Raw genomic sequence first — 12,467 nt, 5'->3', positions numbered from 1 at the left:
CTTATCTATGATGGGGTATTACAGAGACAGGAATCGCCCGCCGCTAGCCGGCCCATCGCTATCATCTGCATAGAGAGGAGCATACGATGACCGAACTGAGAAGCGTAGAACTCATCTTCCTGCTCCTGTTGCTCTTCATCATCTGGTTCGGACAGATCGCCCGCAAGATTGGCACACCCTACCCCATCGTCATGATCATCGGCGGCCTGCTCCTCGGTTTCGTGCCGTGGATACCGAAGATCACTTTCGATCCCGATCTGATCTTCCTCGTTGTACTGCCGCCGCTCATCTACTCTTCCGCGTGGACGACATCGTGGCGTGATTTCCGCTTCAACATCGTCAGCATCCTCTTCCTCGCCTTCGGACTTGTCGGTTTCACCGTAGTCGGCGTCGCATTGCTCACGCCGCGTCTGCTGTCCGGGTTTGATTGGCGTCTTGGCCTCGTGCTCGGCGCGATCGTTGCCCCCACTGATGCCATCGCAGCTACCTCCATCGCGCGCAAGGTGGGTTTGCCCAGCCGCATTGTTGATGTTCTCGAAGGCGAGAGCCTCATCAATGACGCCACAGGCCTGCTAGCCCTGCAGTTCGCCGTGGCCATGGTGGTAAGTCGTGAGATCCCCACAGTCTCTGAAGGTGTCCTCACTCTGCTATGGCTGGTCATTGGCGGCGTCGCCGTAGGCCTGGCCATCGGCTGGATCGTCTGCTACGCCGAGCGCCGCATCGACGACGGACCTATCGAGATCGCTCTAAGCTTGCTCGTTCCTTATGGCGCTTATTTCGCAGCAGATGCAATTCACGCCTCGGGTGTACTCGCCGTCGTAGCCAGCGGCCTCTTCCTCACCCGCCGCAGCGCCACCATGTTCTCTCCGCCGGTGCGCATCCAGATATGGTCCTTCTGGCAGTCGTTCACGTTTATCCTCAACGGACTCGTCTTCGTGCTCATCGGCCTGCAACTGCGCACGATCCTGAGCATGATTCGCGATCACGGCATGCTCGATCTCATTCGCGACGGCGCGCTCTTTAGCATCACGTTGATCGTGCTTCGGTTGCTCTGGGTCTTTCCCGGCGCGCACATCTCCCACTTCATTCGCCGCAAGTTTGACCATCAGCTTGAGCCAATACCACCCACGCGCCAGATCTTCGTCGTCGGCTGGACCGGCATGCGCGGCGGAGTATCGCTCGCTGCGGCGCTGGCCGTTCCCGCCGTGCTAGATAACGGCAATCCCTTCCCGCAGCGCGAATTCATCGTCTTCCTAACCTTCTGCGTCATTCTCGTAACCCTCGTTCTACAGGGACTCACACTTCCCGCGCTCATTCGCGCGCTCAAGCTTCAAGGTTCAGGCGGACCTGACTGTGAAGAGCGCGAAGCCCGCCGTCTGGTGCTCGAAGCAGCCGTCGCCCATCTCGAGCAATCGCAGGCCGATAGCGGTGAAGATGTGGACGAGGCATACGAAGATGTCGTGGGTCACTACCGCTCACGTCTCGCAGGCCTGAGCTCCAGCGAAGATGAAGAGGTCAGCTTGAATCATCGCCGCTTCGTCGATCTATCAAAAGAAGCAGCCAAGATCGAGCGTGAAACCGCCATCCGCCTGCGCAATGAAGGCCGCATCAACGATCAGGTACTGCGCCGCCTCGAACGTGAGCTGGACCTGACAGAATCGAAATATGCCAAGGCGCTGGAAGATTAGAAAGCAAATTGAATCGACTTCAAGAAGAAAAGGATAGGATGCGTGAAGATTTCACGGCGTGACCTTGCCAGAGGACTGGCCGCGACGGGAGCGGCTGCAGCAGCATCGTCGCTAACCTATGCTCAGCCCCCTGTGGGCGAAAAGAAGAGTCACGCCGCGTGGACGCAGGTATTTCCCGGTGTCTGGCGGGCTCGAATTGGAGAGCCGGAACGTATCACTCCAGTGACTGTAAGAGCGGTGCCACCTCTTGAGTCTGCTTTTGCGCACCTACCTGCTGTTGCAATGCCGCCTATATCTGCCATCGAAGCACAGCAAACAGAGCGCGGATGCTTGCTGCAACTGCCTTTGCAGCCCGAGGAGGAGATTTATGGCCTCGGACTGCAATTGCTCTCCTTCGCTCAGCGCGGCAAAAAGAAAACAGTGCGCGTCAACGCCGATCCTCGCGGAGATACAGGGGACACGCATGCTCCGGTTCCGTTTTTCGTGACCACAAACGGCATCGGCATATTTGTAGACACCGCACGCTACGCCACTTTCTACTTTGGAGACGTAAGACATAAGCCCAGCCAGCCTGAGGCCTCCACCGCTCGTGCCAGTCTCGATCCAAATTACACGCAGAGCGATACCGCAACCGAACAAGCAGCCATCACCATTGAAGTGCCGCGAGCGAAAGGCGTGGATGTGTATCTCTTCGCGGGTCCAACGACACTCGATGCAGTGCGGCGCTACAACATCTTTTCAGGCGGCGGCGTAGTGCCTCCCGAGTGGGGATTGGGTTTCTGGTACCGCGCCGACGCGCACAGTACCACAAAGAGTGCGCTTGCACTGGCGCAGGAGTTTCGCGATCGCAACATCCCCTGCGACGTACTGGGCCTGGAACCGGGCTGGCAGACGCACGCGTACTCCTGCACCTTTGTGTGGGAACCGTCGCGCTTCTCCGATCCAAAAGCTTTTGTCGACGCAGCGACGCAGCTTGATTACAAAGTCAATCTCTGGGAGCACGCTTTCACCCATCCAGCATCGCCGGTCTTCGCACCACTTGAGCCTCACGCGGGCGACTATGGTGTATGGGGCGGCCTGGTGCCGGACCTCGTCGGTGCGCCTGCACGCACAGTTTTTGGCGACTATCACGGCAACGCATTGATCGATCTCGGCATCAGCGGCTTCAAGCTCGATGAGTGCGACAACTCCGACTACACCGGCGGATGGTCTTTCCCGGAGCACAGCCGATTTCCTTCCGGTGTCGATGGCGAGCAGATGCATAATCTCTTCGGACTCGGCTATCAACGCGCCATCTGGGATCAGTTTCTCAAGCGCAGACAGCCAACCTACAATCTTGTACGATCCAGTGGCGCGTTAGCTGCGCCGTATCCCTTCGTGTTGTACAGCGATCTCTATCAGCATCGTGATTTCATTCGCGCGCTGGTCAACTCAGGATTCAGCGGGCTGCTATGGTGCCCCGAGGTCCGCGACGCTTCCAGCGAAGAAGACCTGATCCGAAGATTGCAAAGCGTAATCTTCTCGCCACTGGCCATGGTCAACGGCTGGTACATCCAGTCGCCTCCATGGAAGCAGCTTGACCGGAAGAAAAACAATGCCGGAGAGCTGTTGCCCGATTGGGAAGCGCTCGAAGCACGATGCCGGGAGATCATTGGCTGGCGCATGTCGCTCGTGCCCTATCTGAAAGCCGCCTTTGCACGCTATGCCGAGGATGGCACGCCGCCGTTTCGAGCGCTCGCACTCGAAGATGCTGGAGATAACAGCCTGCGTGATGTCGATGACGAGTACTGGATGGGTGACCGCATCATCGTCGCTCCACTCTTTGCCGGCGAAGCCGAGCGTAAGATCGTGTTGCCCGAAGGGAAATGGCATGATTTTTGGACCGGCGAGATCGTCAGTTCGCGCGAGTTTACAGTGCCACATACGCGTGAACATATTCCAGTCTACATCGCGAGCGGCAGCGTCATGCCATGGGCCGCAGTGGGTCCTCATACAGGCGCACCAGAGCGCAACAAGCTGATCGTGCGCGTCTACGGAGATGGCGCGAAGTCATTTGAGTGGCATGCTGGTATAAACCATCTCATGCTTAAGTGGAGTGACGGCTCGGGACTAATCGAACAATCCGGTAGCGCGTACTCCAAGTCGGACTACTCCGTAACGGAATGGAAGCATTTCGAGTAAAAGCTGACATGGAGAGCGGCCAAATGAAAGCACACACCGAATACCTGGTTTTTGAAACAAAGAAGCGCAAAGAGATGGTGCACATTACCGATCAGGTGGAGCAGATCGTGCGCCGCAGCGGCATCAAAGACGGTCTCTGCTTCGTCTCGCCCATGCACATCACTGCAGCAATCTACGTGAATGATCTCGAAAGCGGCCTCATTGAAGACATCGGCAAATGGCTCGAAGAGCTGGCCCCCGAGCGGCCGGAATACAGGCATCATCAGACCGGCGAAGACAACGCCGACGCGCATCTGAAAGCGCTGCTGCTGCACCACGAGACAACGCTGCCCATCACCAACGGCAAACTAGATCTCGGAACATGGCAGCGCGTCTTCTACGCCGAGTTCGACGGTCAACGCCGCAAGAGAGTCATCGTGAAAGTGCTTGGCGTCGCATAGTTACGCATCTATGGGTTGAGTTCGCGCACACCCTCTGGCGTCGCCACCAGAGCCAGCGACCCCATGTGCAGAAACAGCCCATGCTCCACCACACCAACAATCGCTCGGATCTCCGCAGCCGTCTTCACCGGATCGGGAATCGTGTCGCAGTGGCAATCCAGAATGAAGTTGTTCTCATCCGTCAGGTAGTCAGATCCACCCACATGCTTGCGCTGCACTGGGTTGTAACCCAACTTCGTCAGCTTCCCCTCCACCAGCGGTTTCGCCATCTTGATCACTTCCACAGGCAGCGGAAACTTACCGAGTTGCGGCACAACCTTCGACGAATCCACAATCACAACAAAACGTGTCGCCGCGCTCGCAACAATCTTTTCTCGCAGCAGCGCACCACCACCACCCTTGATCAGCGCCAGCCCCGGACCAACTTCATCCGCGCCATCGATGTAGATATCGAGCTCCGGCAACTCGTTCAGCGTCACCACTTCGAGTCCCAGCGATGCTCCCAGCTCATGGCTCGCATTGGATGATGCAACGCAGCGAATACGCAGCCCTTCGCGCTTCACGCGCGCGCCAAGCTCTTCAATGAACATGCGCGATGTAGAACCGGTGCCGATGCCCACAGCCATGCCGTCCTGCACCAGTCCCGCCGCACGAACAGCAACTTTGCGCTTCTCTCCGTCCTGACTCATAAGCCCTCGATGGAAGTGTAGCCGCTGCGGCATGTCTCGCTCCAGCGGAGCAGTTATAGCGGCAATTCACCAGTCCGAATACGTTCCTCAATCTCGCCCAGTACCGGCAAAATGTGCGCAACTGACTCAGCCATAAGATGCGCACCTGCGCCCCTAAGTTCCTTCTCAGCATCGGCAAGCAACCGCTTCTGCTCCGGGGCATCAAGTGCCTTCCACTCTGTCTCCGTCAGCCCCACCGCGTTGCCACTGCGCGTCAACCCAATTGTCCACATGCCTGCATTACGACCTTCTTCAATATCTGACGGCGTATCGCCCACCTTCACACATCGCGACAGCGGATACACGCGCAGATCAATTGCCAGCCGATAACACATCCACGGATGCGGCCTCCCCGCGCCCACATCTTCCGGACATAACGAGGCATCGGTACGATACCCCTGCTTCGCCGCAAGCTGCATCAACTCATCCAGCATCGGCCGCGTGTAGCCGGTCGTGCCGCCAAGGCGAATCCCCCGCGAGCGAAGCTCTTCGACAACCTCCGCGGCTCCAGTGATCACCTCGGCATAGCCCGGAAGCAAAGCCATCATCTGCGGCTCAAACTGTGCGTAGAGCCGGTCGACATCCTCTTCCGTGACACGTCGCGCGTGCAGATGCGCCACCTGCGCGGCAATCTCGGGCTCCCACAATAGCGCCTCCACATGATCGCGCTTTGCCAATCCCATGTACTTGCGCACCAGTGAGTGCGGAGCATCGATGCCTTCGGCGGCGAAGATGTCTTCAAGCGCCTTTACCGGCGCAACGCTGCCGTGATCGACCACCGTACCGGCCCAGTCCAGAACCACCATCGGAATGAGTGGCTTGCTCTCAGGCGTCATACGTAACCCCCATCGCGGCCATCGACTGCGCCGCCATACCGAATGACAACGTCATACCCGACCCTCCCGGCGAAACAACAATCCGCACCCCAGGGGCAGGCGTCATCGTCACCACCGCCTTCTCCGGATGCTTCGCATACACGCCATGCCATCGTTCCGTAATCGTTAGATCAGGCGCACGCAAAAATCCCCGCGTGTAATCGAGAATCAAGTCGTCGATCACCTGCTTGTTGAAGATATCCACGTCAAGCCCATACTCATGCGAATCGCCAAGCGTCAGCGCACCATCCGCCGTCTGCGAAACCAGCGCATGAATCCCCCAACGGTCAAGCTCAGGCGTCTCTTCGCCAATGCGCCGTGCCAGAGCCGGCAGCGACTGACATACCTGAAATGCGGGATAAAACCGCAGCGTCAACCCCGCAGCCAGCGATGGTCCAAGTTGCCATCCATTAGGCTGCGGCACGGTGCGCATCATCTGCAGCTTGCAGCGCGTCAACCCGCTCGCGGCAAACTCCTGCGGATACAGACTCTGAAAATCATCGCCGCTGCACACTACCGCTGCGTCAGCATGCCAGATGCCACGGCTCGTGTGAATCTCCGGCAGCGTAATCTCGCGCACGAGCGTGCCGAAGACGAACCGCACCCCGTAGCGCTCCTCAAGAAATAGTGGCAGTGAAGCAATGATTTGCCGCGGATCGACAGTGAACTCAGTATCACTCCAAAGTCCACCGAGCAGCCCCTCGGACCGCACAGCTCCTGATCGCTCCAACACTCCTGCGGCGTCAAGCCACGCACAGCGATAGCCAAGCCCCGGCGCAACCGCGGCAAATTCTTGCGCTACGTGCGCCTCATCGCTTCGATACGTCAGGTGCAGCGAACCCGTCTCGCGAAACGGCAGTCCAGCTTCGCGCAAAATCTCCATCCAAAGCTCGCGGCTGTGCAGGGCCAGCGAAAGCATCTCTCCTGCAGGCTGCCCAATCGGCCAGATCATGCCAAAGTTGCGAATCGATGCCCCAGTCACGCGGGGGCTCTTTTCAAGCACCACGACGCGCTTGCCAGCCTTCGCGGCCAGATACGCATGCGCCAGGCCCAGTATTCCTGCTCCTACAACGGCTATCTCTGCGCGCTGTTCAGTCAATGTCTCCTCGTATGCGTAGAAATCGATGGTTTCAGGCAAGCTCTGCGCCACGATTGATCTTACGCAAACTGCAGTGTAACGTCCCTATCCAGAACAGCGGTGGAAACGATACCATTGTTGCGAACCGCCGCAGGCCACTTCCGCTCCGCCTTCTGTTCTGCCTCGCGCAACGGCTACAAACTCAGTCAGGAGCAGCATATGTCCGTCCGATCTCCCTTCCTGCAACTCTCTTCCACGAGCCGGATAGGCGTCGTTTCACTGGTCTTGGTCTCTCTCGCCATCAATGGAACAACTGCCAGCGCCTTCGCCGGTAAAACCGCCAGCGAAGCAACCCTCGCGCGCAAGGTCAATTCCTTCATCGGAACAGGAAAAGGACCGGGAGACACCGAAAATCTCTACCCAGGTCCGGTCGCGCCTTTCGGGATGGTGCAGCTCAGCCCTGACACGGAAGATCACGGCCTCGGCTACCACTATGACCAGATGACGATCAAGGGCTTCAGCATGACCCACATGAGCGGCGTGGGATGTCCCAATGAAGGCGAAGTCTTCATGATGCCGACCACCGGCGCAGTCGCCACGCAGGAGTCCGAGTTCCAGTCGCCCTATTCGCACAATCAGGAGTCAGCCTCGCCCGGCTACTTTCAGGTCCGTCTCGACCGTTCAGGCGTCAACGCTGAGCTAACAGCGACAGAACGCACCGGCATGGTGCGCTTCACTTATCCCGCCGGTCAGCCTGCTAACTTCCTGCTTCCCATCAGCCACACGCTCAATCACACCACGGCCGCCGAGGCGCGCATCGTGGGCGGTCGCGACATCGAAGGCTACGTTGAAAACGAAGCATTCTGCGACGTCAAGCAGACCTACAAAACTTACTTCATCATTCACTTCGACCGAGCCTTCAGCCAGTTCGGTACCTGGAACGGCACTCTTAAGGGAGGAGCAGCCGCACCAGCCGCAGGCACCCGCTCTATCACGCAGACAAATCAAGATCAGTGGGTCGGCGCCTATGCAACATGGCCCTCCTCTGCGCAACCGCAAATCGTAACCGCGCAAATCGGTATCTCTTACGTCGATCTCGCAGGCGCAAAGAACAACCTCAAAACCGAAGCCACCGGCAAGACCTTCGATCAGATTCACCACAGCACCGAGGCCGCATGGAACGAGGCCCTGAGCGTCATTGACGTTTCCGGCGGAACAGAAACCGATGAGCGCGTCTTCTACACCGCTCTCTATCACAGCCTGCTCATGCCAAATATCCTGAGCGATGTTGATGGCCGTTACATTGGCTTCGACCACGCCATCCACCAGGTCAAACCGGGCCACCTGCTCTACGGCAATTTCTCGGGCTGGGATATCTATCGAAGCCAGATGCCTCTCGTTGCCCTGCTTGAGCCAAAGCGTACCGAAGACATGGCTGAATCCGTAGCCCTCATGTACCGGCAGGGCGGCTGGATCGATCGCTGGCCTCAGATCAATGCCTACACCAACGTCATGGCCGGCAGCCCGCTCTCCGTCATCGTCAGCACCGCATATCTCGACGGCTTGCATGACTTCGATATCAATACCGCGTGGGAAGGCATGTGGAAGGACGCTACCGAAGCCGCGCCCGCAGGCAAGTTCTATCAGGGCCAGCTCGGAATGGACTGGATCAACAACGTCCACTATGTTCCCAACGATAAAGTCGACTACGGCTCAGTCTCTCAGTTACAAGAGGACACAATCGCCTATGCCTCGCTCTACAGGCTCGCGAAAGCGCTCGGCAAGACGGATGACGCGAAAAAACTCTACGAACGCGCCCTCTTTCACCGCAACCTATTCGACACAGAAGACCGCTACTTCCGCCCGCGCAATGCCGACGGAAAGTGGGTTGAGCCATTCGATCCCGCGCAGGACGGTCACGGCTTTATCGAAGGCTCCGGCTGGCATTATCAGTGGTTCGCTCCGGCTGATCTGAAATGGCTGGTGAACGCCGTCGGCGAGGATCTCTTCAACAAGCGCCTCACCGAATTCTTCAATTACAAAACCCCCGGCTGGTACGGCCAATACTACAACCCCTACAACGAAACGGATCTCGAAGCACCCTTCGAATTTAACTTCTCAGGCAAGCCGTGGGAGACGCAGCGTGTCGTGCGCCGTGTACTCAGGGAAGACTATCCCGATACCCCAGACGGCATCCCCGGCAACGATGACTGCGGCGAAATGTCCTCCTGGGCAGCCATGAGCATGATGGGTTTCTACTCGGTCGATCCCGCGAGTCTCGCCTACGAGCTGACCAGCCCCGTCTTCACTAAGGTCGTCATCCACCTGCAGGCGCCTTATAAGGGCAAGACCTTCACCATCGAGGCCACTCCTAACCCTGAAAGCACACCCTACATCCAGAGTGTGAAACTCAACGGAGCAAACAACACGCACAACTGGATCGACTTCCATAGCATCAGCAACGGCGGATCCATCAGCTTCGTCCTCGGCGCATCTCCCAACGAGTCCTGGGGATCAGCCGCAAACGACGCACCGCCTTCCCTGGGCGACGAGCAGCCATAGACTCAGATCAGCCACAACAAGAAAGGCCCGTACGCGAATCAGCGTATCCGGGCCTTTCTTGTTGTGCGTAAACCTGGTGGGCCCACCAGGACTTGAACCTGGAACCAACGGATTATGAGTCCGCTGCTCTAACCGATTGAGCTATAGGCCCGTTTCTCTCTCCAGTGTATCGAAGTTCGCGACCCAGCACCCATTCCCAACCTAAGCTCTCAACGCCGTGCCCCAGCTGGCATCGGATTCTCCACAAATTTTGGCGTGCGCGCATCGTCCGCAAACCGCCACGCACTTAAATACGCAAGCTGCAGAATTCGGTTCATCTTCGCATAGTCGATCTTCTCCACCGTATCGGTAATGTGGTGATAATCGGGGTGAAACCCGGTAAACCACCAGAACGCCGGAACATTGTGCAATACAAACGGAAACTGATCCGAGCGAAAGAAAACATTGAGCGCATTCTCGTGATCGAAGCGGTCATCAAGCGTCAGGCCAATGTGTTCATTCTCCTGCTTCACGACGCGGTCGTAGTCCGGCGAGTAAAGCGCCCCAATGAGGTTCAGCCGATTGGTGGTGTCTGCTGGAATTTCGATAGCCCCATCGGTCTGCGGACTTGGTTTCTCATCGCGGCCAATCATGTCAAAGTTAATCTGCGCACGCGTAGTCGTCAGCGGACGCAACGGATGCGCTGACATCCAGTAGGCGCCAAGTAAGCCACGTTCTTCTGAGGCAAACACGACAAACAGAATCGACCGCTTCGGCCGCAAACCATTTGCGGCAAAGGCCCTTGCCAGATTCACCACACCTACCGTCCCCGACCCGTTATCGTCCGCACCGTGAAATATGTACATGCATCCTGGGCCAGCAGGCGTAGCGTTGCCGTGTTCGTCCACTCCGCCCTCGCCTTCAGGGCACGGCGTCTCTCCATTGTGATCGTGATGCGCCGTGATCAAAATCGTCTCCGCCTTCAGCGTCGGATCGCTGCCCTCTAATATGCCGGCTACGTTGCTCGTCATGCCTCGCCGCGAAATGGTATTGCGCAGATGAATCGACATCTTCGTCTCCGGCAGGTCCATGCTCTGCGGCTTCAAATTTTTGTCAATCGCCGCCTGCAATGCACTTCCCGTTTTTCCCGATGTCGAGAAAAGTTGCACAGCAACCTCATCGCGAATCACAATGGCTGGAATGTACAGTTCATCGTCCGCAATTGCCTGACTCGGTATAGGCGGGGACTGATTGGACCTGCCCCCAATGCGTGCCGCACGCTCCGCGTTGGTGGGGTGCTTGCGGTTTGGCTCGGCAACCACCATCAGAGCAACCGCCCCATGAGCCTGCGCATTCAGCAGCTTCACGCGCGTTGTGGCATAACGTGTATTGCCAGTGCCGTTAAAAATCGAGTGTGGATCGTCTTCCTGCGGCTCATGATCGAAAACGAAGACAATCTTCCCCTTCGCATCGATGCCCTTATAGTCGTCATATCCCAGCTCGGGCGCAGTAATGCCATACCCGGCGAACACCACCGGCGCATCCTTGATATCCACCTGTTGTTTGTAGGCGCCAATAGCGTTCGGAGCCTTCCATTCAATCGGCATCCATGTACCGGCAGGATACTTCCGCGAAATCTCAATGCTCGATTCGTCTCTGTCAGGCCGATATTCAATCAGCTCAAAGCTCTGCAGATAGCTCGACTTGCCGTCCGGGCCTGTCGCCGCGGGATTCAAGCCTGCCCTCGCAAATTGATCCGCAATCCACTGGATCGCGGCATCATCGCCAGCCTGCAGGCTCATGCGGCCCGCCAGCTTGTCAGAGGCGATATACCTCAGATCAGCACGCAACGAGGCTTCGTTCAGGCCCGCAAATCCCTTGCTCTCATTGAGAGGGACCGGCGTTTTCTGCGCGAATAGTGTGGGCAGAACGGCAACAGCGGCGACAAGTGCAGCACAACGGTGGAGACGCATGGTCGCTATCCTATAGCGTTTCCAAGGTAGCTGCACTCCACAAGCGCCCGGACGAAGCCTCGCGGCTATCCTAGCGCGAGCATCTCCGCCGTCAAGATGCCCGCAACTCTCATGACGCAGGTTACTTGAACAGCTACTCGATCTCCCGCACCCAGATATTCCGGAAGCTCAGCGGCTCGCTCTTGTCCCCGTGCGCCTGCAGCTTGATCGGAGCGCCGTCAAATGCCTTATAGAACGGCTTACCGATATACCGCGTCTCCCCTTTCAGCTCAAAGTGGTTCTCAACCAGCACGCCGTTCAGAAAGACCGTGGCGAAGGCCGGTGACTTCAGTGAACCATCCTCGTTAAAACGAGGTGCGGTCCAAACCACATCATACGTCTCCCACTCGCCGGGCTTGCGCGCCGGGTTCGCCAGCGGAATCGCCTGCTTATACAGGCTGCCGACCATGCCGTTCACATACGTGGGATTGTTATATCCATCCAGTACCTGCAGCTCATAACCATCGTCGCCCGGTCCCGTCGAGGCAAGAAAGACGCCACTGTTGCCACGTCCCTGGCCCGTTCCCGCAATGTCCGCCGGAATACGAAACTCAAGATGAAGCTGATAGTCCTTGAACTTGCGCTTGGTTTCAATATTGCCGACGCCATGATCTTTATTCACAGTCAGAATGCCGTCGTGAACAACCCACTTCGCCGGTGTCTGATCCTGCGCCGAAACCCACTCGTCTTCATTCTTACCGTCGAAGAGAACGATGGCGTCAGATGGTGCGGAGCTGCACGTTGCGCCCGGCGTAACAACCTTGGGAACAGGCTGCCAGATCTCGGTGTCTTCCGGTTTCATCTTTTCTGTTTGTTGAGCGATCGCTGTTTGAACCAGCAACGGAGCAGCCACGGCGAGCAGGGCGGCCAAGGCAATGGGACGGGAAGAATTGAATCGCATCGTAAGTTATCTCGATACATCCG

General features: G+C 57.6%; 9 protein-coding genes and 1 tRNA gene. 4 read left to right on the top strand and 6 right to left on the bottom strand.

Annotation, left to right across the window (positions count from 1 at the left end; translation table 11 throughout):
* Positions 1-86: 86 nt before the first annotated feature.
* The 3 genes from OHL22_RS07050 to OHL22_RS07040 are packed head-to-tail and all read left to right on the top strand — an operon-like array spanning position 87 to position 4,309.
* The gene (locus OHL22_RS07050) at positions 87-1,688 is read left to right on the top strand and encodes a Na+/H+ antiporter (RefSeq protein WP_263334796.1); all 1,602 of its coding nucleotides are present in this window, start codon (positions 87-89) and stop codon (positions 1,686-1,688) included.
* A gap of 42 nt (positions 1,689-1,730) precedes the next feature.
* Complete coding sequence (locus OHL22_RS07045) at positions 1,731-3,869, top strand: TIM-barrel domain-containing protein (protein ID WP_263334794.1); 2,139 nt, start codon at positions 1,731-1,733, stop codon at positions 3,867-3,869.
* Between the two features lie 23 nt (positions 3,870-3,892).
* Positions 3,893-4,309, top strand: coding sequence for a secondary thiamine-phosphate synthase enzyme YjbQ (locus OHL22_RS07040; RefSeq protein ID WP_263334791.1), 417 nt, complete (start codon positions 3,893-3,895; stop codon positions 4,307-4,309).
* A gap of 8 nt (positions 4,310-4,317) precedes the next feature.
* Here OHL22_RS07040 and rpiA read toward each other — a convergent pair whose 3' ends face one another.
* Genes rpiA through OHL22_RS07025 form a run of 3 tightly spaced genes read right to left on the bottom strand, consistent with a single transcriptional unit; the run spans position 4,318 to position 7,062 of the window.
* Positions 4,318-4,998, bottom strand: a complete 681-nt coding sequence (gene rpiA, locus OHL22_RS07035) for a ribose-5-phosphate isomerase RpiA (RefSeq protein ID WP_263334789.1) — start codon at positions 4,996-4,998, stop codon at positions 4,318-4,320.
* 53 nt (positions 4,999-5,051) lie between these two features.
* A complete protein-coding gene (gene phnX, locus OHL22_RS07030; RefSeq protein ID WP_263334787.1) occupies positions 5,052-5,873 on the bottom strand; it encodes a phosphonoacetaldehyde hydrolase in 822 nt (273 codons plus the stop codon).
* Positions 5,863-7,062: a TIGR03364 family FAD-dependent oxidoreductase gene (locus tag OHL22_RS07025; RefSeq protein WP_263334785.1), complete on the bottom strand. Its 1,200-nt coding sequence runs from the start codon at positions 7,060-7,062 to the stop codon at positions 5,863-5,865. The genes phnX and OHL22_RS07025 overlap by 11 nt, the downstream gene beginning before the upstream one ends.
* A gap of 147 nt (positions 7,063-7,209) precedes the next feature.
* On the opposite strand from OHL22_RS07025, the gene OHL22_RS07020 reads away from it, so the two are divergent.
* Positions 7,210-9,552, top strand: coding sequence for a GH92 family glycosyl hydrolase (locus tag OHL22_RS07020; protein ID WP_263334783.1), 2,343 nt, complete (start codon positions 7,210-7,212; stop codon positions 9,550-9,552).
* A 74-nt stretch (positions 9,553-9,626) separates the two neighbouring features.
* On the opposite strand, the gene OHL22_RS07015 is transcribed toward OHL22_RS07020, so the two are convergent.
* The 3 genes from OHL22_RS07015 to OHL22_RS07005 all read right to left on the bottom strand — a co-directional run bounded on the left by OHL22_RS07015 (position 9,627) and on the right by OHL22_RS07005 (position 12,444).
* Positions 9,627-9,703: transfer RNA gene (locus OHL22_RS07015), tRNA-Ile, on the bottom strand.
* A gap of 58 nt (positions 9,704-9,761) precedes the next feature.
* Positions 9,762-11,504, bottom strand: coding sequence for a M20/M25/M40 family metallo-hydrolase (locus tag OHL22_RS07010; RefSeq protein WP_263334781.1), 1,743 nt, complete (start codon positions 11,502-11,504; stop codon positions 9,762-9,764).
* Positions 11,505-11,637: 133 nt separating this feature from the next.
* Positions 11,638-12,444 carry a 3-keto-disaccharide hydrolase gene (locus tag OHL22_RS07005; RefSeq protein ID WP_263334778.1) on the bottom strand — a complete coding sequence of 269 codons (807 nt, stop codon included), beginning with the start codon at positions 12,442-12,444 and terminating at the stop codon, positions 11,638-11,640.
* Between the last annotated feature and the right edge of the window lie 23 nt (positions 12,445-12,467).

The sequence above is a fragment of the Acidicapsa dinghuensis genome, from assembly GCF_025685685.1.
In the GTDB taxonomy this organism is placed as follows: Bacteria; Acidobacteriota; Terriglobia; order Terriglobales; family Acidobacteriaceae; genus Acidicapsa; species Acidicapsa dinghuensis.
This window is presented reverse-complemented; position numbering and strand designations above follow the sequence as displayed.

Bases quoted from the DNA above. Each gene is read 5' to 3' on its own strand.
- OHL22_RS07050 (WP_263334796.1), top strand. From the start codon at position 87: ATGACCGAACTGAGAAGCGTAGAACTCATCTTCCTGCTCCTGTTGCTC.
- OHL22_RS07040 (WP_263334791.1), top strand. From the start codon at position 3,893: ATGAAAGCACACACCGAATACCTGGTTTTTGAAACAAAGAAGCGCAAA.
- rpiA (WP_263334789.1), bottom strand. From the start codon at position 4,998: ATGAGTCAGGACGGAGAGAAGCGCAAAGTTGCTGTTCGTGCGGCGGGA.
- phnX (WP_263334787.1), bottom strand. From the start codon at position 5,873: ATGACGCCTGAGAGCAAGCCACTCATTCCGATGGTGGTTCTGGACTGG.
- OHL22_RS07020 (WP_263334783.1), top strand. From the start codon at position 7,210: ATGTCCGTCCGATCTCCCTTCCTGCAACTCTCTTCCACGAGCCGGATA.
- OHL22_RS07010 (WP_263334781.1), bottom strand. From the start codon at position 11,504: ATGCGTCTCCACCGTTGTGCTGCACTTGTCGCCGCTGTTGCCGTTCTG.
- OHL22_RS07005 (WP_263334778.1), bottom strand. From the start codon at position 12,444: ATGCGATTCAATTCTTCCCGTCCCATTGCCTTGGCCGCCCTGCTCGCC.